This is a genomic window from Micromonospora sp. CA-246542, assembly GCF_050942905.1.
GTDB lineage: Bacteria > Actinomycetota > Actinomycetes > Mycobacteriales > Micromonosporaceae > Micromonospora.
This window is the reverse complement of the sequence record NZ_CP192040.1, coordinates 2,344,287-2,369,600: the sequence shown is the minus strand read 5'-3', so window position 1 is coordinate 2,369,600 and position 25,314 is coordinate 2,344,287. Positions and strand designations below refer to the sequence as shown.

At 73.0% G+C, this 25,314-nt stretch carries 22 protein-coding genes and 1 riboswitch; of the genes, 11 read left to right on the top strand and 11 right to left on the bottom strand.

Translation table 11 applies throughout. The features are described 5' to 3' along the window. Nucleotides 1-68: 68 nt before the first annotated feature. The 4 genes from ACQP0N_RS11095 to ACQP0N_RS11080 all read left to right on the top strand — a co-directional run bounded on the left by ACQP0N_RS11095 (nucleotide 69) and on the right by ACQP0N_RS11080 (nucleotide 4,420). Nucleotides 69-1,742: an ArnT family glycosyltransferase gene (locus ACQP0N_RS11095; RefSeq protein ID WP_433119718.1), complete on the top strand. Its 1,674-nt coding sequence runs from the start codon at nucleotides 69-71 to the stop codon at nucleotides 1,740-1,742. A gap of 53 nt (nucleotides 1,743-1,795) precedes the next feature. Next, nucleotides 1,796-2,593, top strand: a complete 798-nt coding sequence (yaaA, locus tag ACQP0N_RS11090) for a peroxide stress protein YaaA (protein ID WP_433119716.1) — start codon at nucleotides 1,796-1,798, stop codon at nucleotides 2,591-2,593. A 107-nt stretch (nucleotides 2,594-2,700) separates the two neighbouring features. Next, nucleotides 2,701-3,393, top strand: coding sequence for a hypothetical protein (locus tag ACQP0N_RS11085; RefSeq protein ID WP_433119714.1), 693 nt, complete (start codon nucleotides 2,701-2,703; stop codon nucleotides 3,391-3,393). A gap of 64 nt (nucleotides 3,394-3,457) precedes the next feature. After that, nucleotides 3,458-4,420 carry a TAXI family TRAP transporter solute-binding subunit gene (locus tag ACQP0N_RS11080; protein ID WP_433119712.1) on the top strand — a complete coding sequence of 321 codons (963 nt, stop codon included), beginning with the start codon at nucleotides 3,458-3,460 and terminating at the stop codon, nucleotides 4,418-4,420. Nucleotides 4,421-4,483: 63 nt separating this feature from the next. On the opposite strand, the gene ACQP0N_RS11075 is transcribed toward ACQP0N_RS11080, so the two are convergent. The 3 genes from ACQP0N_RS11075 to ACQP0N_RS11065 all read right to left on the bottom strand — a co-directional run bounded on the left by ACQP0N_RS11075 (nucleotide 4,484) and on the right by ACQP0N_RS11065 (nucleotide 6,976). Beyond that, nucleotides 4,484-5,917, bottom strand: a complete 1,434-nt coding sequence (locus ACQP0N_RS11075; RefSeq protein WP_433119710.1) for a sensor histidine kinase — start codon at nucleotides 5,915-5,917, stop codon at nucleotides 4,484-4,486. Nucleotides 5,918-5,926: 9 nt separating this feature from the next. Beyond that, nucleotides 5,927-6,583 carry a response regulator transcription factor gene (locus tag ACQP0N_RS11070; RefSeq protein ID WP_355050323.1) on the bottom strand — a complete coding sequence of 219 codons (657 nt, stop codon included), beginning with the start codon at nucleotides 6,581-6,583 and terminating at the stop codon, nucleotides 5,927-5,929. An 81-nt stretch (nucleotides 6,584-6,664) separates the two neighbouring features. Beyond that, entirely contained in the window at nucleotides 6,665-6,976 is a 312-nt protein-coding gene (locus ACQP0N_RS11065) for a hypothetical protein (protein WP_355050324.1), read from the bottom strand. Nucleotides 6,977-7,072: 96 nt separating this feature from the next. Between ACQP0N_RS11065 and ACQP0N_RS11060 the strand changes: the two genes are divergently transcribed. Continuing rightward, complete coding sequence (locus ACQP0N_RS11060) at nucleotides 7,073-7,411, top strand: DUF952 domain-containing protein (RefSeq protein WP_433119708.1); 339 nt, start codon at nucleotides 7,073-7,075, stop codon at nucleotides 7,409-7,411. Between the two features lie 76 nt (nucleotides 7,412-7,487). Here the strand turns inward: ACQP0N_RS11060 and ACQP0N_RS11055 are convergent, their stop codons facing one another. The 3 genes from ACQP0N_RS11055 to ACQP0N_RS11045 form a co-directional block, all read right to left on the bottom strand. Then, the gene (locus ACQP0N_RS11055) at nucleotides 7,488-9,245 is read right to left on the bottom strand and encodes a CDP-glycerol glycerophosphotransferase family protein (RefSeq protein ID WP_433119706.1); all 1,758 of its coding nucleotides are present in this window, start codon (nucleotides 9,243-9,245) and stop codon (nucleotides 7,488-7,490) included. A 269-nt stretch (nucleotides 9,246-9,514) separates the two neighbouring features. Further along, nucleotides 9,515-11,626, bottom strand: a complete 2,112-nt coding sequence (locus ACQP0N_RS11050) for a DUF6077 domain-containing protein (protein ID WP_433119704.1) — start codon at nucleotides 11,624-11,626, stop codon at nucleotides 9,515-9,517. 135 nt (nucleotides 11,627-11,761) lie between these two features. Further along, entirely contained in the window at nucleotides 11,762-12,361 is a 600-nt protein-coding gene (locus ACQP0N_RS11045) for a TetR/AcrR family transcriptional regulator (protein ID WP_396832276.1), read from the bottom strand. A 217-nt stretch (nucleotides 12,362-12,578) separates the two neighbouring features. Here ACQP0N_RS11045 and ACQP0N_RS11040 point away from each other — a divergent pair, with 217 nt between their 5' ends. The 4 genes from ACQP0N_RS11040 (at nucleotide 12,579) to ACQP0N_RS11025 (ending at nucleotide 17,653) form a co-directional block, all read left to right on the top strand. After that, entirely contained in the window at nucleotides 12,579-13,472 is an 894-nt protein-coding gene (locus tag ACQP0N_RS11040; protein WP_355050329.1) for an ABC transporter permease, read from the top strand. Then, nucleotides 13,465-14,286, top strand: a complete 822-nt coding sequence (locus ACQP0N_RS11035) for an ABC transporter ATP-binding protein (RefSeq protein ID WP_433119701.1) — start codon at nucleotides 13,465-13,467, stop codon at nucleotides 14,284-14,286. The genes ACQP0N_RS11040 and ACQP0N_RS11035 overlap by 8 nt, the downstream gene beginning before the upstream one ends. A gap of 145 nt (nucleotides 14,287-14,431) precedes the next feature. Beyond that, nucleotides 14,432-15,940, top strand: coding sequence for a D-ribitol-5-phosphate cytidylyltransferase (locus ACQP0N_RS11030; protein ID WP_433119699.1), 1,509 nt, complete (start codon nucleotides 14,432-14,434; stop codon nucleotides 15,938-15,940). A 42-nt stretch (nucleotides 15,941-15,982) separates the two neighbouring features. After that, the gene (locus tag ACQP0N_RS11025) at nucleotides 15,983-17,653 is read left to right on the top strand and encodes a CDP-glycerol glycerophosphotransferase family protein (RefSeq protein WP_433119697.1); all 1,671 of its coding nucleotides are present in this window, start codon (nucleotides 15,983-15,985) and stop codon (nucleotides 17,651-17,653) included. Nucleotides 17,654-17,657: 4 nt separating this feature from the next. Here ACQP0N_RS11025 and ACQP0N_RS11020 read toward each other — a convergent pair whose 3' ends face one another. The 5 genes from ACQP0N_RS11020 to ACQP0N_RS11000 form a co-directional block, all read right to left on the bottom strand. Beyond that, nucleotides 17,658-18,404: an alpha/beta fold hydrolase gene (locus ACQP0N_RS11020; RefSeq protein WP_433119695.1), complete on the bottom strand. Its 747-nt coding sequence runs from the start codon at nucleotides 18,402-18,404 to the stop codon at nucleotides 17,658-17,660. 134 nt (nucleotides 18,405-18,538) lie between these two features. Further along, the gene (locus ACQP0N_RS11015) at nucleotides 18,539-19,387 is read right to left on the bottom strand and encodes a C39 family peptidase (RefSeq protein ID WP_433119693.1); all 849 of its coding nucleotides are present in this window, start codon (nucleotides 19,385-19,387) and stop codon (nucleotides 18,539-18,541) included. A 232-nt stretch (nucleotides 19,388-19,619) separates the two neighbouring features. Next, nucleotides 19,620-19,760, bottom strand: a riboswitch (cyclic di-AMP (ydaO/yuaA leader). 285 nt (nucleotides 19,761-20,045) lie between these two features. Further along, on the bottom strand, nucleotides 20,046-20,816 hold the full coding sequence (locus ACQP0N_RS11010; protein WP_433119691.1) for a hypothetical protein: 771 nt from the start codon (nucleotides 20,814-20,816) through the stop codon (nucleotides 20,046-20,048). 118 nt (nucleotides 20,817-20,934) lie between these two features. Further along, nucleotides 20,935-21,408 carry a hypothetical protein gene (locus ACQP0N_RS11005; RefSeq protein ID WP_433119689.1) on the bottom strand — a complete coding sequence of 158 codons (474 nt, stop codon included), beginning with the start codon at nucleotides 21,406-21,408 and terminating at the stop codon, nucleotides 20,935-20,937. A gap of 183 nt (nucleotides 21,409-21,591) precedes the next feature. Further along, nucleotides 21,592-22,794: an acyltransferase family protein gene (locus ACQP0N_RS11000; protein ID WP_433119687.1), complete on the bottom strand. Its 1,203-nt coding sequence runs from the start codon at nucleotides 22,792-22,794 to the stop codon at nucleotides 21,592-21,594. Between the two features lie 141 nt (nucleotides 22,795-22,935). Here ACQP0N_RS11000 and ACQP0N_RS10995 point away from each other — a divergent pair, with 141 nt between their 5' ends. Then, nucleotides 22,936-24,099: a glycosyltransferase family 2 protein gene (locus ACQP0N_RS10995; RefSeq protein ID WP_433119685.1), complete on the top strand. Its 1,164-nt coding sequence runs from the start codon at nucleotides 22,936-22,938 to the stop codon at nucleotides 24,097-24,099. A 113-nt stretch (nucleotides 24,100-24,212) separates the two neighbouring features. Next, complete coding sequence (gene pseI, locus ACQP0N_RS10990) at nucleotides 24,213-25,265, top strand: pseudaminic acid synthase (RefSeq protein WP_355050338.1); 1,053 nt, start codon at nucleotides 24,213-24,215, stop codon at nucleotides 25,263-25,265. Nucleotides 25,266-25,314 lie beyond the last annotated feature (49 nt).

The window sequence follows — 25,314 nt, the reverse complement described above, 5'->3', positions numbered from 1 at the left end:
GCCGAAGCGGCCCAACCGGCCGTCGGTCCGTGAAACACTCCGGTCGGGACGACGACGGGGGCGTGGTCGTGTCGCATCCAGAGCAGCACCGCGGGCGGTGGCGTCCGCGACTTGACCGGCCGGCGCTCGTCGCGCTGCTGTTCGGGCTGGTCGGCGTCGGGTACCGGCTGGTCCTGACGCTGTACACCGTCCCGGTGTCGAACAGCGACGAGGCGACCTTCGGGCTGGCCGCCCTGCACATCGGGCAGGGCCGGGAACACCCCGTCTTCCTCTACGGCCAGCACTACATGGGGATGCTGGAGTCGTACCTGGCGGCGCCTCTGCTCGCCGTGTTCGGGCCGAGCTGGCCGGTGCTGCGGTTGCCGATGCTGGCCCTGTACGCGGTCTTCCTCTACCTGGTGTACCGGCTCACCCGTCGGCTCTACCCGCCGTGGTTCGCCGTCCTCGTGGTCGGTCTGCTGGCGCTGGGACCCGAGCGGGTGGTGCGTGACCAGCTCACCGTGGTCGGCGGCCGGCCGGAGGTCAAACCGGCGGTGCTGCTGATGCTGCTGATCGTCGTGGGGCTGGCCGCCGGGTCGGTGCGTCACCGTCGGCTGGCCGTCGCGCTGTTCGGGCTGCTGGCCGGACTGGCCGCCTGGTCGGACTGGCTGATCCTGCCGTACCTGGGGGTCGCCGTGCTGGCCCTGGTCTGGGCGGTGCGCCGGGAGCTGCTCGGCTGGTCCGGGCTGCTGCTGGTGGCGGGTTTCGTGGTCGGGGTCGCGCCGATGATCGTCGACAACCTGCGCGCCGGGCCGGGTGAGGACTCGCTGACGGTGTTCCGCGAGGTCAGCACCAAGGCCGGCCCGCTGCCGCCGTGGTCGGACCGGATCCGGGGCGGCCTGTTGGAGGGGGTGCCGCTGGCGCACGGGCTCTGCCCGGTCGACGGCTGCGGCCGCTGGCAGCAGTGGTTCGGGTTGCTCTATCCGGCGCTGCTGGTGGCCGCCGCGGCGCTCGCGCTCGTCGCGTACCGCCGGGCCGTGGGCACGACACCCGGCGAGCCCGCCGCCGGCACCCCGCGCGGCGACCGGGCCGAGGGCACGCCACGGGCCGCGCGGGTCGGGCCGGTGGTGCAGCTCGCGCTGGTCGTCGGGGCGGGGTTGACCCTGCTGTCGTACGTGCGCAGCCCGCTCGCCGCGACCAGTCCGCTGGACAACGCCCGCTACCTGTCGGTGCTGCAACTGTCGCTGCCGGCGGTGCTCTGGCCGCTCTGGGCGGCGGCCGTGGCCGGCTGGCGGGGCACGGTGGGCGTGCTCGGCCGGCTGACCGGCGCGCTGGCCACCGCCGCGCTGGCGGCGCTGACCGCGACGACGCTGGTGGTCACGGTGCTCTTCGCGGTCAGCGGCGCCGGCGCGTCGCGGACCGAGGAGCGCCAGGCCCGGGAGTTGGCCGCCGCGCTGCGCGCCGACGGACCCCACGAGGTGTACGGGGACTACTGGACCTGCAACCGGCTGATCTTCAACACCGACGAGGCGGTGGTCTGCGGGGTGCTCGACGGCGACCTGTCCCCGGGGCAGAACCGCTACCGGCCGTACTGGCGACAGGTCGGGCGGGCCGCGCGGCCGGGCTACGTGGTGGAGGTCGACTCGCCGATGGACCGGCGGCTGCGCCGACTGCTCGCCGACCGACCCGACGCCGCACCGGTCCGCGAGGTGGGCGGCTATCGCGTGTACCACCCCGACACCCCGGTGCGGCCCTGGCGCTGAGCACGGGTCGTACGCTGGCCGGGCCGCCGCCGTACGCCGTTCGAGGAGAACCGATGCTCATCCTGCTGCCGCCCTCGGAGGGCAAGGCCGACGCCGGCACCGGACGGCGGTGGACGCCGGACAAGCTGTCGCTGCCGGAGCTGAACCCGGCCCGCGAGCGGGTGCTCGACGCGCTCGTGGCGCTCAGCGCCGGGCCGGACGAGGAGGCGGCGTTGGCCGCGCTCGGGCTCAGCGACGGTCAGCGCGGCGAGCTGCGCCGCAACGCCCGGCTGCGGGAGGCGGCGACCGCCCCGGCCGAGCGGCTCTACACCGGGGTGCTGTACGAGGGGCTGGAGCTGGCCACGCTGCCGCCGACGGCGTTGCGGGCGGCCCGCCGGTCGATCCTCATCAGCTCCGGCCTCTGGGGCGCGGTACGCCTCGCCGACCGGATCCCGCCGTACCGCTGCCCGATCGGCGTCCGCCTGCCGGACGTCGGGGCGCTGTCGGCGTACTGGCGCAGGGAGTTGACGCCGGTCCTGGCCGGCGCGGCCGGTCGGGGCCCGGTGCTCGACCTGCGCTCCGGCGCGTACGCGGCCACCTGGACGCCGCGCGGTGAGCTGGCCGAACGGACGGTCACCGTGCGGGTGCTGCACGAGCGGGAGGTCGACGGTGTGCCCGTCCGCTCGGTGGTGAGCCACTTCAACAAGGCGACCAAGGGACGGCTGGTCCGGGATCTGCTCATCGCCGGCGCGAAGCCGCGCACCGCCCGGGAGCTGGTCGGCGTCCTGCGCGAGCTGAAGCACACCGTGGTGGAGGAGCCGGCCGCCGCCGGTCGGGTCCGGCAGGTGGATCTGGTGGTCACCGAGCTGTAGCGGAGCGGGAGCCGCAAGATTTGCTCAAGGCTGGGCGGGATACGTTCCGTAACGGCCGCGCAGGGGCCACGGTAGGGAGACCCAGACTCCGACAAAGGAGCCTCAAGTTGCGCCGCGATCCCGCCCTGCTCGACCGGCCCCGCCCACCGGCGACGCCGCCCCCGCTGGACTGGCTGACCCTGGGCGACGCGTTCGAGGCGTCCTGCCTGCTGCGCTGCACCGCGCCTCCGACGGGCGCCCGGTCGAGCGCCACGCCACCGGCGCAGGCGCCGGGGGTCGAGTTCAACCGGGAGGACGCCGCGCAGCGGATGCGCCAGCTGCTCGCCCGCCTCGACATCCCGGTCACCCAGGAGGTGACGGTCGGTGGACTCCGCCGCCGCTACGAGGTGCACCGGCTGTGGGTGCCGCCGGAGCACCGGGGCACGTACGGCCGGTTGATGGATGCCGGCTGGTGGCAGGGACGTCGGGAGCTGTTGGGCGGTCCCGTGCCGGGTGCCTCGCCGGCCCGCCGCCGGTGGATGTCCCGCCTCGCGGCGGCGGCCTGGCGGTCGGCTCTGCTGGCCGGCGGGCGGCACGTGCGCCGGCACATCCTCGGTGTGCGGCTCACCGACCGGGAGTTGGCCGCCGTGCTGATCCGCGGCGCGGCCGTGCTCGACGTGCCGGCCGTACTCCGCCCGGGCACCGGCTGTTTCCTGGTGAGCGTGGCCGACGGGCCGGACCGGGAGCGCATCCTGCACAGCGCGTCGTTGGAGCCGGCGCGCGCCGCGGTGCCGACGCCGGGCCGCCGCCCGGCCTGCTGAGCGCGGGGCCGTACCGGCGGTACTGACGGATGCGGGCTTGCGCGGGCCCGCCGGAGCGCGCACAGTGCACCGCGTGAGTCGTACCTCGTCTCCTCGGGCCGGTCGACGCCGCGCGGGGGCGGCGGCGTTGGCGCTGGTCGTGGCCCTGACCGTCGGCGGCTGCCGGGACGACCCGGCCGAGTCGATGGAGATCCGGATCGCCACCGGCAGCCCCACCGCCGTCTACTACGCGTTCGGGCAGTCCCTCGCGACCATCCTCAACCGCGAACTGCCCGGGGTACGGGCCAGCGTGGTGATCACCGCGGCCTCGGCGGAGAACGTCCGCCTGGTCGGCTCGGGGGCCGCCGAGCTGGGTTTCACCCAGGCCGACGTGCTGCCCACGAGCCCGACGCAGAGCCCCTCGGTGGACGCGGTGGCCCGGGTGTACGACGACCAACTGCACCTGGTCACGACCGATGGCGGGCCGGTCCGTACGGTCGGCGACCTGCGGGGTCGGCGGGTCTCCGTGGGCGCGGCCGGCTCCGGCACCGAGATCACCGCCACCCGGCTGCTGGAGGTGGCCCGGCTCGGCGGCGACGCGGTACGCCGGGAACGGCTCGGCCTGGACGACTCGGTGACCGCCCTGCGCTCGGGACGCATCGACGCGTTCTTCTTCTCCGGTGGTCTGCCGGTGCGGGGAATCGAGGAGCTGGCCGGGCGCAGCGCCACCCGGATCGTCGACCTGGGCGAGTGGACGGAGCCGTTGCGCGCCCGCTACGGGCAGGTGTACGTCTCCCGGGACATCCCCCGCTCGGTGTACGGGATGAACCCGGTGACCACGGTCGCCGACCCGAACTATCTGATCGTGCGGGCCGACCTGCCGGAACCGCTGGTCCGGGACGTGACCCGACTGCTGATGGAGCGCCGGGCCGAGCTGGGCGCGGCGCATCCGGCGGCGGGACGGATGAGCCCCCGCTCGGCGATCGCCACCGCGCCGCTGCCGCTGCACCCGGGCGCCGCCGCCTGGTACCGGGCCGCCAAGCCCTGAGCTGCCGGGCGGCCGCGTCGTGGGCCGCCCGGGTCGTCGCGCTGGCCGAGCCGTGAACCGCCGCTAGCGCGCCGGGGTGGGCCACCGGTCGGCGGCCGGGTCCCCGTCCCCGTCCAGCGGCTCTCCCGCCGGCTCGGTGGCCGGGAACCACAGGCCGGCGACCAGCCCGCGCGGGGTGCCCGCTCGCATGGTGAGCCGCCCATCGGAGGCGTCCACCAGCACGGCGGCGATGGTCAGGCCGAGCCCGGCACCGTCGACGTTCTGCGCGTCCGGGGCCCGCCAGAACCGCTCGGTGGCCTGGCGGAGCTGACTCTCGGTCATACCCGGGCCGGTGTCGCGCACCTCCAACAGGACGCCCTCGTCGCGGCGGGCCACCGTCACCGTCACCGCCCCGCCGGCCCCGCTGAACTTCACCGCGTTGTCGATCAGGGCATCCAGCGCCTGGTCGACGGCGGTCGGCACGGTCCGCGCGTACGCGGGAGCGTCGCTCGTGGCCAGGCGCAGCGCGACCGACCGGTGCCGGGCCAACGGCGCCCACGCGGACACCCGGGAGGCCGCGACGGCGGCGGCGTCCACGGTGACCCGCTCGTTCTCCTCGCGTTCGGCCCGGGCCAGGGTGAGCAGCGCGTCGAGCACCAGCGCCAGCCGGTCGGTCTCCTCCAACGCCAGCCGGTGCTCGGAGCGCCCGTCCGCGTCGGTGAGGCTGGGACCCAGCTCCTCCACCCGCAGCCGCAGCGCCGTGAGCGGATTACGCAGCTGGTGGCTGGCGTGCGCGACGAAGGCACGCTGCCGGTCCATCACGTCGGAGACCACGTCGGCCATGTGGTTGAAGCTGGTCGCGAGCCGGCGCAGCTCCGGCGGGCCGAGTCGGTGCTGCACGCGCGCGCCCCGGTCGCCCTCGGCGATCTCGTGGGTGACCGCGTCCAGCTCGGTGACCGGCCGCAGCACCCATCCGGCCAGGCCGAACGCGGTGAGCACGCAGGCCAGCACGACGAGCAGGCCGGCCACGGTGAGCAGCAGCCACCAGATGGCCACGGCCTGGCGGATCTCGCCGGCGGGTGTCACGATCACCACCGCGCCGAGGACCTCACCGCCGTCGTTGATGGGCACCGCCACCACCACCGGGCCGGCGGACCAGGGCCAGATCGACTCTGGCGCGCTGGCCTGCTGCCCGGACAGCGCCACGTCCAGGACCGTGGCGGTTCCGGTGGACCGCCAGCTCGCCGAGTCGACGACGATGCCCCGGTCCCGGTCGACGACCGCCGCCCCGATCCCGTACAGGTCGTCGTAGCTGCGCAGCTCCGCGCCGATCGGGCCGGGCTCCCCGCCGCGCAGCGCCGGACCGGCCAGCGAGGCGAACCGGGTGGCGTCGGCGAGCCGGTCGGCGCGTACCCGCTCGGTCTCCCGGCTGGCCAGGGTCACGGCGAGCGGGCTCTCCAGCGCGACGAGGACGAGCACCATCAGCAGCAGGTAACTGATCACCAGTCGACGGCGCACGGCGTCCCCTCACGCATCGCGCAACCGGTAGCCGACCCCACGGACGGTCTCCACCAGCCGCGCGTCGCCCAGCTTGCCGCGCAACGACCCGACGTGCACCTCGACGGTGTGCGGATCGCCCCAGGTGGTGCCCCAGGCGTCGAGCAGGATGCGGTCGCGGGGCACCGCCACCCCCGGCTGGCGGGCGAGCGACAGCAGCACGTCGAACTCCTTGCGGGTCAGCGTCACCGCGCGCCCCGCCACCGTCACCGTGCGGGCGGCCACGTCGATGCGCACCGCCCCCGCCTCGATCAGGTGCCGCTCGGGGGCGGCATTCGCGGCCCGGCGCAGCACCGCCTCGATCCGCGCCTGCAACTCCACCATCGAGAACGGTTTGACCACGTAGTCGTCCGCGCCCAGGCGCAGCCCGAGGACCCGGTCGCGCTCCTCACCCCGCGCGGTCACCGCGATGATGCCGAGCTGGCTGCTGCGCCGGCGCAGCTCCCGACACACCTCGGTGCCGTCGCCGTCGGGGAGGGTCAGATCCAGCAGCACCAGGTCGCACGGGGCGGCGGAGAGCGCCGCGGCGACCGTGGCGGCGTGCTCGACCTGGTAGCCACGACGGGTCAGGGCGGAGGAGAGCGCGGCGGCCACCCGGCGGTCGTCCTCCACCAGCAGGATCCGCACCGTGCCCCCATCCGTCGCAGCCGTCCTGCGAATGGTGGCAGAAGGCCGCCGGGAGCGGGAGGGCCGCCTCCCGGTCGGGCCCTACAGACCGAACGTGTCGTCGGCGACCGCGTCCCGCACGCCGTCGGTGAAGCCCCGGAAACCGGGGTCGTCGTGCCGGGCGGGCACGCTGGTCACGTTGACGCCGCTGGCCTGGGTGACGGCGTCGACCAGGGGCGGAAAGTCGATCTCGGCGTCGTCGAACGCGTCGTCGTCCGCCTCGGCCAGGTTGATCACGTGCTGCACGTCGTCCGACGGGGTGTCCGGATCCTCAGCCCACTCGCCGCCGGCCCGGTAGCACTCGTCGTACAGCCCGCGCTGGGTGTCGGTCCAGTCGTCGTCGTAGCTCGCCATCGTCCATCCCCTTCCGGCGGGTCCACCTGAGCATGACGGGCGGTGGCCGACGTCGGCGGCGGTACGGCCGAAACGTGGGAGACGTAGTCTGCGGAGGTGATCTACAAGCTGTTGCCGACCGTCGAGTGGGACGACGCCCGGGCCGCCGGTGCCGTCGCCGGCTCGGCCCTGGACCGCCAGGACGGTTTCATCCACCTCTCCGCCGCCGACCAGGTGGTGGAGACGGCCCGCCGGCACTTCTCCGGCGTCACCGGCCTCACCCTGCTCGGCGTGGACGAGGGCCGGCTGGCCGACTCCCTGCGCTGGGAGCCGTCGCGCGGCGGGCAGCTCTTCCCCCACCTGTACGGGCCGCTGCCGGTGAGCGCGGTGGTGACGGCACGTGCGTTGCCGGCGGACACTCCGGTCGCCGACGCGGTCGCCGCCCTGCTCGACTGAGTCACACCTCTTCACGGCCGACACGACCGCGCCCGGTCCGACGAGTGTCGGGCCGGGCGCGGGACGTGGTGCGCGGTCAGCGGCAGAGCCGGGTGATCTCCTCGGCGAACCGGTCCATCGGGTTGGCCTCCGCCGGCCCCAACAGGTAGGTCTTCAGGTCGCGGCGGGCCTCCGTCATCGGGTCGTCGCCGGCCCGGGTCACCGCCACGATCTTCTCCAGCTCACCGCAGTCGGCGGAGAGCAGGTACGCGGCCCGCGCGGTCGGGTACTCCCGACGGAACTCGTCCTCCGGCAGGCCGGCCGGGTTGGCCACCACGTACGGCCGCTGACTCTGCACGAAGTCCGAGACCACACTGGACACGTCGCTGATCAGCAGGTCGGTCTGGTTGAAGCAGTCGAACAGCCCGGGCGTACGGCCGGTCACCACGAGATGCGCGGTGCCGTCCAGGGAGGCCGCGTTGGGGTTCCCACCGGCGGAGCGGATCGCCTCGACGATCCGGTCGTGCACCGCCTTGGCCGCCTTGGACCGCGACCCGGTGAGCGGGTGCGGCTTGTAGACCAGACGCACCCCGGGGTTGCTCGCCAGCAGGCCCTTGACGATCCGCTCACCCATCAGCACCAGCGAGGTGTGGTACGGGTCGTCGTCGAGCCAGCCCTCCCAGGTGGGCGCGTAGAGCACGGTGAACGGACGGTCCACCGACTCGGCCCCGAAGGTGTGCACCCCGGCCAGCTGCGGCCGGCCGATCTCCACGATGTCCGAGTCGAGCACGCCCACCCCGGCACGGGCGTACCGCTCCCGACCGGCCAGACCCGCGACCCAGACCTCGTCGTACACCTTGCTGTAGGGGTTGACGCTGGCCTGCTTGTCGCTGTCGCCGTGCCCCACGAAGACGTGCTTCATGCCGGGCTCGCGCAGCATGTGGATGTTCGCGCCGACGTTCGCGGCGTAGAGGGCGGCGCGGACGCTGCCGAGTTCGAGGTTCATGAAGTCCACCCCGGCCGGTACGCAGAGCACCGGCAGCCGGGTGTCGGCCAGCTCGAAGAACGCCTCCCGGCTGCGCATCAGCACCACCGCGCGCTGGTTCAGCGCCTCGGTGGGAGCGAGCCACATGTTGGCCTGGTAGACGTCCTTGGCCGGGCCGGCGAAGTAGAGCGCCACCTCGGGCCGGTGGGTGTCGAGCCAGCGCTGCACGGCCGGCAGCAGCGGTCCCTGGCCGGAGCCGCGACCACGCAGCCACGTCACGGCGATGATCGCGCCCACCACCCCGGTCGCCGCCACCGTCAGAGCGGCGGCGATGAAGTACGGCGTCGGCTCGTGCCGCACGGCGGCGACCACCGCGGCCGGGACCAGCAGGAGGTTGAGCAGGGGCATCCGGTCCCCCGCGACGGCCGCCGCCCAGGCCGGTGGGCGGGGGGCCGAGCGCAGGGGGCCCAGCTCGATGTTGCGGACCAGGGCGGACTGCGGGTTACGACGGTCGATCATGGTGGAGAGCGCGCCCGCGAAGACCGAGACGACCCACACGGCCGCCGGCAGGATCAGCAGGAGGCTCAACTCGACGCCGTCGAGCTCGACCTGGGCGGCGACCAGCAGCACGGCCGACAGGTCACGGGTCAACTGCCGGTACGAGAAGTTCAGGCCGACCTTCTCCAGCAGCACCTGCGACGGCGGGGACCAGCGGGCGGCGGCGAACTCCCCGACCACCGCCGCCAGTCCGGCGACGGCGAACAGGCCGACCCAACCGAAGACTCCTGCGACGAGCATGACCAGGTAGGCCAGCACCAGCAGCGCGCTGCGGGCGGCCACTCCGATGCGTCCTGTCAACGTGCCGAACAACGAGTTCGCTCCCTACGATTTCCGTGGTGGACGCATGCCCGTGGTGCGTCGATGACACTCCCCGTCGCGCATGACCTACCGCGCGCCCGGAGCGGCGGGCCACGGATGTGGTGATCCAGACCCCGTACGGCGGGCGGTAGTGATGACTGCGACCTTAACGCGAAGACACCCAGCGGTGTCGCTCGGGTATCGGGCGCACATTTCGGTCACCGCACCGAAACTGCCGGTGCCGCACGGTCGCGGCACCGGCCGACCCAGGGGCGGAATGCTCAGCCGACCCGCCGGAAACACGTCATCGCTCCGGGCTTGCCACGCTTCGCGAACTCCTGGTAGCCGAGCTGCGGCGCCAGGTCACGGGCGTACTGGTTGCCGTTGTAGACGCAGATGGTGCCCACGTCCAACCGATCGAGCGCCGGGGCCAACTCCGCCGGCGTCGCGGTGGTGGCGCCGTCGGCGAAGCTGGAGAGCAGCAGCCGGTCCTTGGCGAACTGGGAGTTGAGGTCGTACTCGACGAGGTAGAAGTCACGCGGTAGGACGACCCGAACCTGGCTGGTGACGACGAGCGAGGTCCGCATGATGGTCTTCGGCGCCAGCAGCAGGCCCGAGGGCCGGTCCAACCCCTTGATCCAGAAAGCGATCGACTGGCGCTGCTGCGGCAGCTTCCAGGTGGGCCGCTCGTGCACGTCGACCCAACTCTTGGCGGACCACATCGGAGTGGCGAAGAGCGCGAACGAGGCGACCAGCAGCACCGCGATCCCGCCGGACGCCGCACGACGCAGCATCGGCGTGGGGGCCGGCACGCGAACCGTGCAGAGCAGCCCGATCAGGGTCGGCAGGGCGAGCAGCCACGGCACCCGCCACAGCACGACCGAGATGCCGCTGAGCGCGCTCAACGTCTCCAGCACACCGGGGACGAACAGCACGCTCAGCGCCAGGGTCGCGCCGGCGGTGAGCAGCGCGGGCGTGCGCCGACGGGCCAGCAGCGGGCCGCACCAGAGCGCCAGGCCGGAGATCACGCCGACCACGCCGAACAGCAGGGTCCGCTTGTAGGTGTACGCCGCGTCGAAGAAGGCGTCGTCCGCGCCGTCGGCGGTCAGGCCGCCGAGCAGGATCCGGGACACCACCAGGGACCCGATCGGGTACGTGAGGGCGGCCACCGCCGCCACCACGGCGAGCTTCCAGCGCCCGACGAGCACCATGGCGAAACCGGCGGCGCCGACCAGCATCGGCAGGATGATCGCGGCGGTGTTGGTGAGGCCGATGGCGGTGATCGAGAGCGCCACGATGAGCAGCAGGCTCCGCCGGGTACGCCGGTCGAACCACTCGGTCAGGTAGAGCCACATCAGCGGGATGACGGCCGAGACGAACATGCCCTTGCCCTCGTAGAGCCGGGGCAGGTGGAAGGTGCCCAGCGCGGCGTCCCCACCGGCGACCAGGTACAGGTACGCGACGGCGACCGTGAAGGCGAGCACCGGCCGCCGGGGTGCCCAACGCTGGGTCAGCCGCCAGAGCGCGAGCACCGCCAGCACCGCCATGATCGGCAGCATCACGTACCAGGTGGCCGAGGCGCCGTGGATCCCGAGCACGTTGGCGAGCGCGCCGTCGAACACCTCGATCGAGGGGATGGGGGGTTGCGAACCCATCGCCGGAAGGACGTTCTCGGAGAAGAGGAAGTCGTTGAGCGGAACGAGGTCCCGCTCGGCGATCCAGACCGACTTCCCGACGTAGTAGACGTCGTCCGGGGTGTTGCGGGCGAGGAAGAACGAGGAGATCCCGACCAGTACGGAGATGACCAGCGCGTACGCCGACTGCCCCGCCGTGGGCATTGGCGCGATCGAGGTGGGCGTCGGGCCGTCCAGCCAGACCCGACGCAGCAGCAGGATCCCGCCGGTCGCCGCGAGCAGGCCCGCCACCGCCGGGATCCACCAGGAGACGGCGGCGCCGGTGCCGATGACTCCGGCGCTGACCGAGGCTACCGCGGCGGCGGCGAGCACGCCGATCAGCAGTCGCCGGTCGACGGCGGGCCGCGTCCCGGTCGGCTCGACCGGCTCGGCCGGTCCGCTCTCCTCGCGGAGCGCGGCGGAGCGGCGTCGGGCACGCAGCATCGCCACCACGGCGAGCAGGACGCAGACGACCAGCCAGATCCGGAAGGTCACCGACGGACGCAGATCCGCCAGGAAGGCCGCGTGGTAGATGACGGTGAAGAGCGCGAACGCGACCACGGCCCCGTCGGTGAGCAGCGTCGGGGCGGCGGCCACCAGCGCGCGTACCCGGGCGGCGGGGCTACGGTCGGGGCCCTGACCCGACCGGGACACCGGCTCGGAGCGCGGCGTCGGGTCCGGGTCAGTGGGCGCGACGGCGATGCTGTCGACGTTGGCCACGGGCGTCCTTCTCGTCAGGCGGATCTGGGGGCGAAAGGTGGATGTCGGCTCGGTGACGGCCGGGTGTCAAGGGGGCAGCCTAGCGGAGGCGGGTGGCCCGCCAGGTCCCCGTCGTGGGTGGTGTCGCGGGCCCGGTCAGCCGGATACCGGCGTCGCCCTCGGCCGGGGTACGACGCCGGTCGCGCCGAGTCCGACGGCCACGGATTCGACCAGGTTGTCCAGGTAGCTGTCGGTGAGCGGCAGCCGGGCGATGGCGAGCCGCCAGTAGAGCGGGCCGACGATGAGGTCGACGGCGGCGTCCGGATCGGTGTCCGCGGGCAGCTCGCCGCGCTGCACGGCGCGGATGACCAGGCGACCGCCGATCTCCTGCTGGCGGGCGCGCAGCACCTGCCGCAGGGTCTCGTCGATGGCCGGGTTGCGGGCCGCCTCGGCCAGCAGGTCGGGGATGATCTGCGACGCCAGGGGGTGACGCAGCGCGTGCGCCACGGCCTGGAACAGCAGCGCGAGGTCGCCGCGCAGGGTGCCGGTGTCCAGCACCGGCAGCTTGCCGTGCGCGGCGGCGGCGACGATCTCCACCACCAGGTCGAGCTTCGAACTCCATCGGCGGTAGACCGCCGTCTTGCTGACGCCGGCCCGTCGGGCCACCGCCTCGATGGAGAGCCGGCCGTAGCCGACCGCTGCCAGCTCCTGCATGAGCGCGCGCCGGATGGCCGTGGTGATCTCGTCGCGCAGCACCGCCGCGCCGGCCGGTACGCGCCTCTTCTCGGTCGTCACCGAGGACTCTTCTCGCAGGTCACGCCCGCTAGAGTAGCGCAACGACGGTACGGTTGCGTCCCGACGTGTTTCGGACTACTGTCCACGCAGCGACGAGGCGGCGTCCCGCGCACAGTTCCCACTAGGATTCCATCGTCGCGAGCAACCCGTCTGCACGAAAGATCGGAGTGCCATTTCCATGGCCACCACCGCGCTGGTCGACCCTGACACGGGTCTGACCCAGGCGCAGCTGGCCGCTCGGCACGGGCTACGGGTCGCCGGTGAGCGACCCACCCTCGTCGAGTACAGCCGCCGACTCTGGGCCTACCGGCACTTCATCGCCGCGTACGCAAACGCCAAGCTGGTCGCGTCCTACAGCAACGCCAAGCTGGGCCAGCTCTGGCAGGTGCTCACCCCGCTGACCAACGCCGCGGTCTACTACCTGATCTTCGGGGTGGTGCTGGCACAGAACAGCATCCCGAACTTCATCGCGTACCTGACCACCGGATTGTTCATCTTCAACTTCACCCAGAGCGCGGTCCTGGCCGGCACCCAGTCGATCAGCAGCAACCTCGGGCTGATCCGGGCGCTGCACTTCCCCCGGGCCAGCCTGCCGCTGTCCACCACCGTGACCCAGTTCCAGCAGCTCCTGGCGTCGATGGTGGTGCTGGTCGGCATCGTGCTGGTCACCGGCGAGCCGATCACCTGGGACTGGCTGATGCTGGTGCCGGCCCTGCTGTTGCAGGCGGTCTTCAACGCGGGCGTGGTGCTGCTGGTCGCCCGGCTGGGCTCCAAGGCCAGCGACCTCAAGCAGGTCATGCCGTTCGTCATGCGCACCTGGATGTACGGCTCCGGCGTCCTCTACAGCGTCAGCCTCTTCGAGCGGCTGCCCGGCTGGGCGACGACGGTGGTCCAGTTCAACCCGCTGCTGGTCTACATCGAGCTGGCCCGGTACGCGCTGCTCGAGCAGGCGCCACTGCTCAACGAGTCGCTGACCCAGCTCTGGCTGGTCGCCGCCGGTTGGGCCGTGGTGGCGGGTATCGGCGGCTACATCTACTTCTGGCGCGGCGAACAGGAGTACGGCCGTGGTTGATTCCCTGCCGGCCGCCGACGAGGCGACCGTCTCCCTGCCGACGCTGACGTCCGAGCGGATCCCCACCGTGGTGGTGGACGACGCGCACATCATCTACCGGGTCCACCAGGGCGCCACCGGTGGCACCACTCCGGTGGCGGCGCTGCGCCGGCTGGTCAAGCGCACCAACGCGCCGAACGTGCGGGAGGTGCACGCCGTCAAGGGCGTGTCGTTCACCGCGTACCGGGGCGAGGCGATCGGGCTGATCGGCAGCAACGGCTCGGGCAAGTCCACCATCCTGCGGGCCATCGCCGGCCTGCTGCCGGTCAACCGGGGCGCGATCCACACCCAGGGGCAGCCGTCGCTGCTCGGGGTGAACGCGGCGCTGCTCAACGACCTGTCCGGCGAACGCAATGTCGTGCTGGGGTGCCTGGCGATGGGCATGCACCCCGACGAGGTCGCCAAGCAGGCCGCGGGGATCATCGACTTCTCCGGGATCAACGAGCGGGGTGACTTCGCCAGCCTGCCGATGCGCACGTACTCGTCGGGCATGGCGGCCCGGCTGCGGTTCTCCATCGCCGCCGCCAAGAAGCACGACGTGCTGCTCATCGACGAGGCGCTCGCCACCGGCGACAAGGGTTTCCGCAAGCGCAGCGAGCAGCGCGTCCGCGAGCTGCGCGAGGGCGCCGGCACGGTGTTCCTGGTCAGCCACCAGCTCTCCTCCGTGCGCGACACCTGCGAACGGACGATCTGGCTGGAATCGGGCCTCATCCGGATGGACGGCCCGACCGACGAGGTCATCCGCGCGTACGAGGCGTTCGCGAACAGCAAGTAGAGTGCCGGCCAACCACCGGCATCGACACGGCAACCAGGACCGCGTCGCCCGCGTTGGGGCGGCGCGGTCCGCGCGTTAAGGTTCATTCCGTCGCCGCTCGGGCGGAACTTTCCGTTAACGCAACCCTGAGAGTGAGGATCCGGCAATGACGCAGGACCAGACCACTGGCCCGGACGCCGCAACGGAGACCCCCGCACCGTGGCGGCCCTCGCGGACAGTGGCCGTGGTGCTGGCCGGCGGCACCGGGACCCGGCTGGGCCTCGGCATCCCCAAGCAGCTGCTCAAGATCGCCGGTAAGCCGATCATCGAGCACACTCTCGCGGTCTTCGAGGCCGCTCCGGAGATCGACGAGATCATCGTGCTGATGGCGACCGGTCACGTCGACGACGCCCGGCAGATCGTCGAGAAGGCCGGCCTGCGCAAGGTCACCAAGGTGATCGAGGGCGGCGACACCCGCAACGCGACCACCCGGATCGCGCTCGACGCCGTCGGGCCGGCCGACTGCAACATCCTCTTCCACGACGCCGTCCGCCCGCTGCTCAGCGGCCGGATCGTCCGCGAGTGCGTCAACGCGCTGTGGACCTACGACGCCGTCGACGTCGCCATCCCCTCCGCCGACACGATCATCCAGGTGGACGAGAACGACTGCATCACCGACATTCCGGTGCGCTCCCGGCTGCGCCGGGGACAGACCCCGCAGGCGTTCCGCTCCCCCACGATCCGCGAGGCGTACCGGATCGCCGAGGACGACCCCGACTTCGCCGCCACCGACGACTGCGGCGTGGTGCTGCGGTACCTGCCGGGCACGCCGATCAAGGTGATTGACGGCTCGGACGAGAACATCAAGGTCACCCACCCGGTCGACGTGCACCTGGCGGACAAGCTCTTCCAGCTCGCGGCGGCGCAGGCGCCCCGGCTGACCGACCACCGCAGCTACACCGAGGAGCTGACGGGCCGCACGATCGTGGTGTTCGGCGGCAGCTACGGGATCGGCCACGAGCTGACCGAGCTGGCGCGGCGCTACGGCGCGCAGGTCTTCCCGTTCAGCCGCTCCACCACCGGCACCCACGTCGAGCGCGCCGAGGACGTCGAGGCCGCGCTGACGACCGCCTTCGAGGCCACCGGCCGGATCGACCACGTGGTGGTCACCGCCGGGATCCTGGAGCGGGGCGCCCTGGCCGAGATGGACGAGGAGACGATGGACCGGGTCTTGCAGGTCAACTTCGTCGGCCCGGTGACCATCGCCCGGCAGGCCCTTCCGTACCTGCAACAGACCAAGGGTCAGCTGCTGCTCTACACCTCCAGCTCGTACACCCGGGGTCGGGCCCGCTACGCCCTCTACTCGTCCACCAAGGCCGCCCTGGTCAACCTGACCCAGGCGCTTGCCGACGAGTGGGCCGACGTCGGCGTACGGGTCAACTGCATCAACCCGGAGCGGACGGCCACCCCCATGCGTACGCGGGCCTTCGGCGAGGAGCCGGAGAACACCCTGCTGGCCGCGGAGGCCGTCGCGCAGTCCTCGCTCGACGTGTTGATCTCCGACCTGACCGGTCAGGTCATCGACGTACGCCGGGCGCCCGGCGACGGCCCGTCCGTGCCGGCGCAGGCCGGCCCGGACCGGTCCGAGACGCCGGCCGCGGCGTCGACGAACTGACGCCGACGGCACCGCGAGACCGAGGGCGGCGATCGGAGCGACATGCGTGGTGACCTGGTTCGCAAGGTGGCCGCCCGGTGCCTGAGCACCGGGCTCGCCGTACTGGCCTTCGTCGTGCTGGCCCTCACCGGCAGCACCGGGTGGGGCCTGGCGCTGGCCGTCGCCGCGCTGGTGGCGGCGGCCGCTGAGCAGCGGATCCGACCGGCCGCCGACCTGGTGGCCGAGACCGCCCTGATCGCCGCGGCGATCCTGGTCGGCTACTCCCGACGGCTCGACGACGGCTTCGACCCGGCGCTGGCCGCGACGGCGCTGGTCCTGCTGGGGCTGGTGCTGCTGGTGGGGCCGCTGCGTACCGCCGGCAACCTGGAGATCCGGGCCGCCAACCTGCCGGTACGCGCCTGGACCCCGCTGATCGCCGACCGACTCGGCGTCGCCCTGTTGGGGCTGCTCGCGGTGGTGGCGATCGCCGCCGCGTCGACCCTGCCGGCCGTCGTGGCGCTCGCCGCCAGCCTGCTGGTGGCCGCCGGCGCCGGGGCGGTCGCGCTGGACCTGGCCAAGCGACGGTTCCGCCCGACCGCCGGCGGTGGGCAGGTCGCCCGCGCGCTACGTCGGCACGAGCCGGAGTTCCTGCTCTACTTCTCCGCACCGCCCGGCTCCGAGTACCAGGTCACCATGTGGCTGCCGTACCTCGAACGGATCGGCCGGCCCTTCCTGGTGCTGGTCCGTGAGCCGGAGTTCGTCGCGCCGATCGCCGCGGCCACCGACGCGCCGGTGGTCTACTGCCCCACGCTGCGCGCGATGGACGAGGCGCTGGTGCCGAGCCTGCGGGTGGCCTTCTACGTCAACCACGGGGCGAAGAACAGCCACTGCATCCGGTTCACCCAGCTCACCCACGTCCAACTGCACCACGGCGACAGCGACAAGGCGCCCAGCGCCAACCCGGTCTCGGGCATCTTCGACCGGATCTTCGTGGCCGGGCCGGCGGCGATCGACCGGTACGCCCGCGCCGGGGTACAGATCCCGGCGGAGAAGTTCGTCGTGGTGGGCCGCCCCCAGGTCGAGTCGATCGAGGTACGCGAGGAGCCGACGCGCGGCCTCGCGCACCCGACGGTGCTCTACACCCCGACCTGGACCGGGCACCACGCCGACGCCGACTACTGCTCGCTGCCGGTGGCCGAGGAGCTGCTGCGGCGGCTGCTGGGGCGCGGCGCGACGGTGATCCTGCGGGCGCATCCGTACACGGCGCAGAACCCCGCGTCGGCACGCCAGTTGGGCCGGCTCACCGAACTGCTGGCCGCCGACCGCGCCCGCACCGGCCGGCAGCACCTGTTCGGCGCGGCGGCCCGGGAGCTGAGCCTGACCGAGTCCGTCAACCGCTCGGACGCGCTGGTCTCCGACGTCTCCGGGGTGATCTCCGACTACCTCTACTCCGGCAAGCCGTACGCCATCACCGACATGGGTGACGAGGGCGACCGGTTCACCGAGCGCTTTCCACTGGCCGGCTCGGGCTACGTGCTGCGGCGCGACATGTCCAACGTGGACGCCGTGCTCACGGCCCTGCTGGACACCGACCCGCTGGCCGACGCCCGCTGGGTCACCCGCCGCCGCTACCTGGGCGACTTCCCGGCCGAGTCGTACGCCGAGGGCTTCCTGACCGCCGCCCGCCGCGAGCTGACCTCGACCCGGGAACTACCCGCGCCCGCACCTGCCTGACCGATCAACGGTACGGGTCCAGCAACGCCAGCACGGCCGCCGGATCCTCCAGGTGCGCGTTGTGCCCGAGACCGGCCAGCGTGGCGACCGGTACGCCGTACTCCTTGAGCTGGGCGTCCGTGACCATCGGGTCGTGCTCCCCGCGGGCCAGCACCACCGGCACGTCGGTCGCCGCGAGCAGCGCGGCCAGGTCGGGCGCGCCGACGGCGAACGCGGCGTTGTCCATCGCGAGCCGCCACCGGCCGTCGACCTGACGCAGACCGGCGTCGACCATCGGGTGGTCCGGGAGGACCAGACCGGTGAGGCCGGCGACCCGCAGATACCGGCGGGCGGCCTCGGTGCGGCTGGTGAACCAGCCCACCGGGCGGGCGGCGAGGTCCGCAGCGCGGGCCAGCTCGGCCGGCGCCCAGACGGCCTTGATGCCCAAGCCCACCACCGCGTCCACCGGCAGGCCGGCGGCGCGGGCCGCCAGCGCCAGGCCGACCACGCCACCGAGCGAGTGCCCGAGCACGACGATACGGTCGTCGGAGGCCAGGCCCTGGGCGACCCGCTGGGCGAAACCCTCGAAGGAGTACGACGACAGCGGCGCCGACCAACCGTGACCGGCGAGATCGGGCGCCAGCCATCGGCCGGGCCAGTGGTGCTCCAGGAGTGGCGCCCAGGGCAGCCACACGTCACCCGTCGCCCCCATGCCGTGCAGCAGCAACAGGATCGGCTCACGGTCGGCTTGACCACCCGATTCATCCACCACGGCCGCAGTCTCCCACGGTTCGCGGCCCGGTACGAGAGCCGTTCACCCGCGTCGCGCCCCGACCCGGGAACGCCGCGGGCGCCGGCCCCTCGTGGGAGACGGCGCCCGCGGCGTCGTGGGGTGTCGCGCGTTGGTCAGGCGGAGTAACCCCGGGTGGCGATCCAGTTCGCCAGGTCGATCGTGGTGATCCAGTAGGCCGGGTCGGCGGCGTTCGCCGAGTCGGCGATCCGCACGGTACGGCCGTTGTCCTTGTAGCCGACGACGGCGATGTAGTGCCCACCGCCGTAGGAGTGGTAGCCGCCCTCGGTGTCGATGGCGTCGCCGGCGACGTTGGCCACCACGCCCCGGCCATCGGTGATGGCCTTGACGACGTCGGCCTGAAGACGGTCCATCTGGGCCGGGCTGGGCGTGCCCGCGAACATGCGGGTGCGGTACGGGGAGCCCTTCACCTCGGCGTTGAGCACCCGGGTGGTGTCCTCGGCCGAGTTGGTGCCCATCTCGGTGGTGCCCAGCTCGGCGCCGAGCTCCTCCTGGGTGCGGTCGATGCCGCTGGCGCTGAGCGCGTTGCGGGTGGCCGCCGGGCCGCAGTTGTAGTAGGTGTTCTGCGCCTCGTAGTCGTAGTCGAGCACCTTCTTCGCGGGCGGCTTCGGCGGCGTCGGCTTCCGGGTGACGTCCGGGTTGCTCGTGGCCTTCGCGACGGGGGACGCGGCGCTGGTGGCCGGGGCGGCGGTGCTCGGTGCGACGCTCGCCGACGGGGCCGCGGACCGGAGTTCGCCACGGGAGGCGACGGTGTCACTGCGCATCTCGGCGACCGTGGTCGGGGTGCGCGAGCCGGCCGGGGCGTCGTCGGCGCCGGCGACCAGGGCGCCGGCGGTGGTGGCGATCGCGAGGGCCGCGGCGGAGGCGGCGACGATCTGGTACGGGCGCTCGGTCGCGAGGCGACGGAGCTGGCGCTTCAGGGTGTGCTTCACGAGGTCCTCCACGGTTCACAGGGAGAGCGGCACACCGGGGCCCGACCGGCATCCGGGCAGGCGTCAGCGCGCGGGCGGTGGCCCGCGGATGATGAGCCGCTCAGGGGAACGCCCGGCGCGCCGGGCGGGAAGTGCGGTGACCCGGGGGGTCAGCTCACCGTCACGAGGCGGATGAGCGGGGACACCGCGTCGCCGTGGAGGCGGAGGAACAACAAGGGGGTCGAGGGGTGCTGCACGAGGATGGAACTCCTTCCGTCACCGCCTACCGGGTTAGCTGACGGATTCGGGCGGGAAGATCGCCCTACCGCGGGCCGTGGCTCGCGGATTCACCCCGGACTTACTGTGGGTCCCCGGTTCGTTGATCACGATTGAGCGGGTCGGCACGGCGTCGCCTCCTGCGATCGGTAACCGCACCGGACGGGACGACAGTACTGGCCGGTGCGCACTCTGCCAAGCCGCGCCCACCTGCGTAAACATCGATTGGCCCAGCAATTTCTGCACGTTTTGCCGCTGACGTGACTCGATGGGACAACGGGTTCCGCCGGCACCCGTGGGCGACAACCGGACAGGTGGCCGACAACGCGGCCACAATCGCGGGCGCAATGGCCGCCGATGATGCCCGCCGCCCGATTTCCGCTGCCGGTGACCCGCCTCACATAACAGATCGGGCTCAACCGGCCCGGGCCGGACGCCAGCGTGCCACGAGGGCCGTACGCGACGGCCGCGTCGCGGTGCGCCGGGAGAACGCCGGGCTCGGCCGCGACCGGACCGCCGCCACGTACGCCTCCTCGGCGAGGACGCGCGCCGACTCGGCGGCCACCTCGGCGTCCCGCCAGGACGACCGCTCCCGCTGGACGGCCGTCCGGTGCTCGGCCAGCCTGGTGTCACGGATCGCCCGGATGAGCAGCGTCTCCTGCTCGACCGGGTGCCGGCGGGGGTCCCAGCCGCGCCGATTCCCGAACACGTCGCCGAGCTGAGCCATGGTCAACTCCCCCCGCCAGTGCGCCGCCATGGCGGCACGGTGCAGATAACGCTCCCGGGCCGCGTACTCGGCGGGGGTGTGCGGGGTACGCGGTGTCGGCAACGCCCCGGCACCGGCGACCCGACGGGCGGCGGTGTCCGCCTCGTCGTACGCCGTCCAGGCCCGCTGCGCCTCGTCCTGAGCGACCAGCCAGTCAGCGCGCCGCCGTCGGGCGGTCCGCGCCGCCCGGGCGGCGGCCACGGCCACCTCCTCGGCGTACCGGCGCAGGTCGGCCATCTCGGCGACGGCCATCTCGCGGGCGGTGGGTGTCGGCGGCGTGGGGTCGGCCGCGGGCGAGTCCCGCTCCGGACGGGCCACCAGGACGGCGAGGACCGTCAGCGCCAACAGGAACAGGGCCGACCAGATGGCGGCGGCCTGGGGCACCTCGGTCAGGAACTGGTAGAAGACGACGGTTTCCATGATCGACACCTCGGCATGAGCACGTAAGCGATGGGATGCCGCACGGGCGGGTGCGGGCGGTGTGTCGTCAGGTGTGGTGACGGCGCTCGGCCCGGCGGCGCCGCCGGTGACCGACCCGCTAGGCCGGTGGGGCGCGGGGGGCCCGGGTGGCCGAGCCTGCGGCTCGCAGGGGCCGCTCCGATCCCGTGCGCGCCGAGGTCACGCCCGCCAGTGGGCGAGGCAGCGCGTCCGAACCACCGTGCCGGGCGGGCTGCGGGTCGACCGACCCCGCGGAGGCGTCAGCGCCAACCTCTGCGGCTCGTACCCCGCCGACCCTGTCGGTGACGGCGCGGTCGGTGACGGCGCGGTCGGTGACGGCGCGGTCGGTGACGGCGCGGTCGGTGAGGACCGTGGAGAGGGCCGCGTTCGGCGGTCCGAGCGGCTCGGCGGGGGCGAGCGACCCGATGGCGGGCGGCGGGGCCGCAGCGGTCGATGCCGGCAGCAGCGCCGGGGCCGCGCCCAGGGCGAGCGACAGCACGGCGAGGCTGGTCAGCACCCGCGCCGCCCAGCGCGCCACCCACCACAGGGGACAGGTGAGCGCGACCGGGAGCACGTCCTCACGCTACCGTCGGGACCGCCCCGACGCATCGGCGACGGGCGTGTCGGCCAGCGCCGCGCCGACCCCGTCCGACCAGCGTGGACCAGGTGGCGTCAGCCGGCGCTGGTGGGTGCCACCGCGCCGGTCAAGTTCGTGCTCGATCATTGATGTAGTGGCCTCACTCGGCTGACGAGACCACTACAACCAGGATCGAGCGCGATCTTGCGCGTCTGGACGGGCGGGCACGGGTGGCACACCGGCGTCACCGCTCCCGGCCGACGAGGTGGTGCGCTGATGGGGAACGAGCGGCGGGCGGCCCGGGCGGCGTGGCGCGAGCCGGCGCATCATCGGTGTCTCCACGAAGCGGTGCAGCAACCCGGCGAGGACCAAGTTCACGAGCAGGAATCCGAGCACCACCGCCGGGCCTCGCCAACCCCGAAAGCCGGTCCCCCAGTCGCCGCTGAGCCGGAGCACGCTCGTCATCACCAGGACGTGCACCAGGTAGAAGGCGAACGAGACCTCACCGAGCCAGACCAGCGGGCGCGAGCGCCACGGCGAGCGCCGGTCGCGCACGTCGGCGTCGGCGGCGGCGGTGATCACCAACAGGTACGCGACGGCGAGCAGCGTGGTCCACAACTCGGCGCGGATCCACTGCGCGGCGGCCACCCAGGTGCCCACGAAGATCGCGGTGGCGGCGGTCAGTCCCGGCCCGCGCCACCGGCCCCGGAGCATCAGCTCGGCCGCCACCGCGCCCAGCCAGAACTCCAGGGACCGCACCGGCGGGAAGATCTGGGTGAACCACCAGCGGCTCGCCTCCGGCACCAGCTGCTGCGCCGGCCAGAGCGCGAGGATCAACAGCGGCAGCGCGACGACGAGCGTCCAGAGCACCGCGGGTCGCGCCCGGCGCAACAGGGGCAGCGCCAGCGGCAGACAGAGATAGAAGAAGAACTCGCAGGACAGCGACCAGCTCACCGTGTTGACGCTGTAGAACCAGCCGAGCCGAGGGTCCCACGCCTGCAACAGCAGCAGGTTCTCCACGGCGACGGCCGGCAGGACGCGATCGGCGAACCACCCGGCGACCAGCAGCGCGGCGGCCCACAGCACCACGTGGTTCGGGTAGATCTTCGCGACCCGTCGACGCCAGAAGGTCAGCCGCGAGTCGCCCGGGCGGGCCGACCAGACCAGCACGAAACCGCTGAGGATGAAGAAGAACTGCACGCCGGACAGGCCGAGGGTGAAGAGGGCATCGACGACGGCCTTGTAGTCCGGCTCGGCGATGATCCGCATCGTCCCGGCGTGGAACCCGAAGACCAGCAGCGCGGCGATCCACCGCAGCCCGGTCAGCGACGGCAGCCGGGCGGGGGCGGCCGGCGCGGTCGGCGCGTCGGTGGTGCTCGTCATGCCGAGGCACCCTACCGGGTCACTCCCGGGTGAACCGGGCGGCCGTTGTTAACCTTCCGCTTCGCGGGTGTTCAGGGATTCCACCATCCGCGGCCACGTGTGGTTCCGGGGCCGGCCATCCGCGTCGTCGAAGGTGGCGACGTGGTCAATGAGCCGACGCACACGCCGCTGCTGAGCATCGTCGTGCCCGTCTACGGCGTCGAGGCTTACCTGTACCAGTGCCTCGAGTCGATCCGGGCGGACATCCCGGTGGGCGAGTCGGAGGCGGTCGAGCTGATCGCCGTGGACGACGCCTCCCCGGACGGCTGCGGCGCGATGCTGCGTTCCTACGCCAAGGGACGCGACAACGTCCGCGTCGTACACCTGGAAGAGAACGTGGGCCTCGGCCTGGCCCGCAACGCGGGCCTCGACGTGGCCACCGGCCGGTACGTGTGGTTCGTCGACAGCGACGACTGGCTGCCGCCGGGCACGATCGCGGCCGTGCTGGACCGGCTGCGTGAACACCAGCCCGACGTCCTCATGCTGGACCACCTGCGGGTGCACGAGGACGGCCGGCGGGAGGTCGACGCGAGCAGCCACCTGCTGCGCGGGGTGCCGGGCGTGGCCCGCCTCGCCGACCAGCCGCACCTGCTGCGGGTGCAGCACACGGCGTGGAACAAGGTGGTACGCCGGGACTTCCTCGACGAGTTGGAGCTGCGCTTCTTCCCCGGCTGGTACGAGGACATCCCGTTCAGCCACCCGCTGCTGATCGGCGCGGAGAAGATCTCGGTGCTGGACCGGGTCTGCTACCTGTACCGGCAGGGCCGCCAGGGCGCGATCACCTCCACCCGCAGTGGCCGGCACTTCGACGCGTTCGGCCAGTACGAGCGGCTGATGGACTGGGTCGCCCGCCGGCACCCGGACGAGGGCCTGCGGGCCGAGCTGTTCGAGCTGATGATCAGCCACTACCTGGTGGTGGTCGGCAACGACGGACGGCTGCACCCACACCTGCGGCGCGCCTTCTTCCACCGGGTCGCCGAGCACTACCGCCGATACCTGCCCCCCGGGGGCTACCCGATGCCGCCGGGGGTCACCGGGCTCAAGCACCGCCTGGTGGGGCGTGGTGACTGGTTGGCGTACTCGGCGCTGCGGCAGGCGCACCGGGTCACGGGCCGGTGGCGACGGCCCGGCCCGACCGCTGGCACCGACTCGTCGTCGGCCGACGACCCCTCCCGAGCGGCGCTATCGGCGAGCAGGTCGGACGGCGGGCACGCCGCCGGCCGGCCGGGGCGGTCGGACGCGCTGGCCGGTGGCCGCCTGCCGTGACTCATCCGGGCACGCCGGGAGCCGGCGCCGGAGTTTTTCAGGTCGTCCGCCCGTCGGGGGACGACGACAGCACCACCGCACGTCGGTGCGGGCGTAAGGGAACAGAGGTCGGAATGACGGCGACAATCAAGATCGGACCGCACGCGGTCGGTGCCGGGGAGCGGCCCTTCGTGGTCGCCGAGATGTCCGGTAACCACAACGGCGACCTGGACCGGGCGCTGGCCATCGTGGACGCGGTCGCCGAGAGCGGCGCGCACGCGCTCAAGCTGCAGACGTACCGGCCGGACACGATCACGATCGACGTCGACACCCCGGCCTTCCGCATCTCCGGCGGGCACGAGCTGTGGGGCGGGGAGAACCTGTACCGCCTCTACGAGCGGGCGCACACCCCGTACGAGTGGCACGCCCCGATCTTCGCGCGGGCCCGCGAGCGCGGGCTGACGGTCTTCTCGTCACCGTTCGACGCGACCGCCGTGGAGCTGTTGGAGTCGTTGGACGCCCCGGCGTACAAGATCGCGTCCTCGGAGCTGGTGGACCTGCCGCTGATCCGGTTGGTGGCCAGCACCGGCAAGCCGATGGTGATCTCGACCGGGATGGCGACGGTCGCCGAGATCGACGCCGCCGTACGGACCGCGCGCGACGGGGGCGCGGCGGGCATCGTCCTGCTGGCCTGCACCGCGTCCTACCCGGCGCCCCCCGCCGACAGCAACCTGCGCCGCCTGCCGGTGCTGGCCGGCGCGTTCGACGTGCCGGTCGGGCTCTCCGACCACACGCCCGGTATCGGCGTGGCGGTCGCCTCGGTGGCGCTGGGGGCCTGCTTCATCGAGAAGCACGTGACCCTGGACCGGGCCGACGGCGGCGTGGACTCGGACTTCTCGCTGAACCCGGCGGAGTTGACGGCGCTCGTCGAGGAGTCGGGCCGCGCCTACGCGGCGCTGGGCGGCACCGCGATCGGCCCGACGCCGGCCGAGCGGGAAGGGCTGCGGTTCCGCCGTTCGCTGTTCGTGGTCGAGGACGTCCGGGCCGGTGACCCGGTGACGGCACAGAACGTCCGGTCGATCCGCCCGGCCGGCGGCCTGGCGCCGATCGAGATCGACAGGGTGTTGGGCCGCACCTTCACCTCCGACGTCCCGCGCGGCACCCCGCTGAGCTGGGACCTGATCTGACCGCTTTACGGCCGGGTGCCCCGCCGCGCCGGTAGAGGCGCCGCGGGGT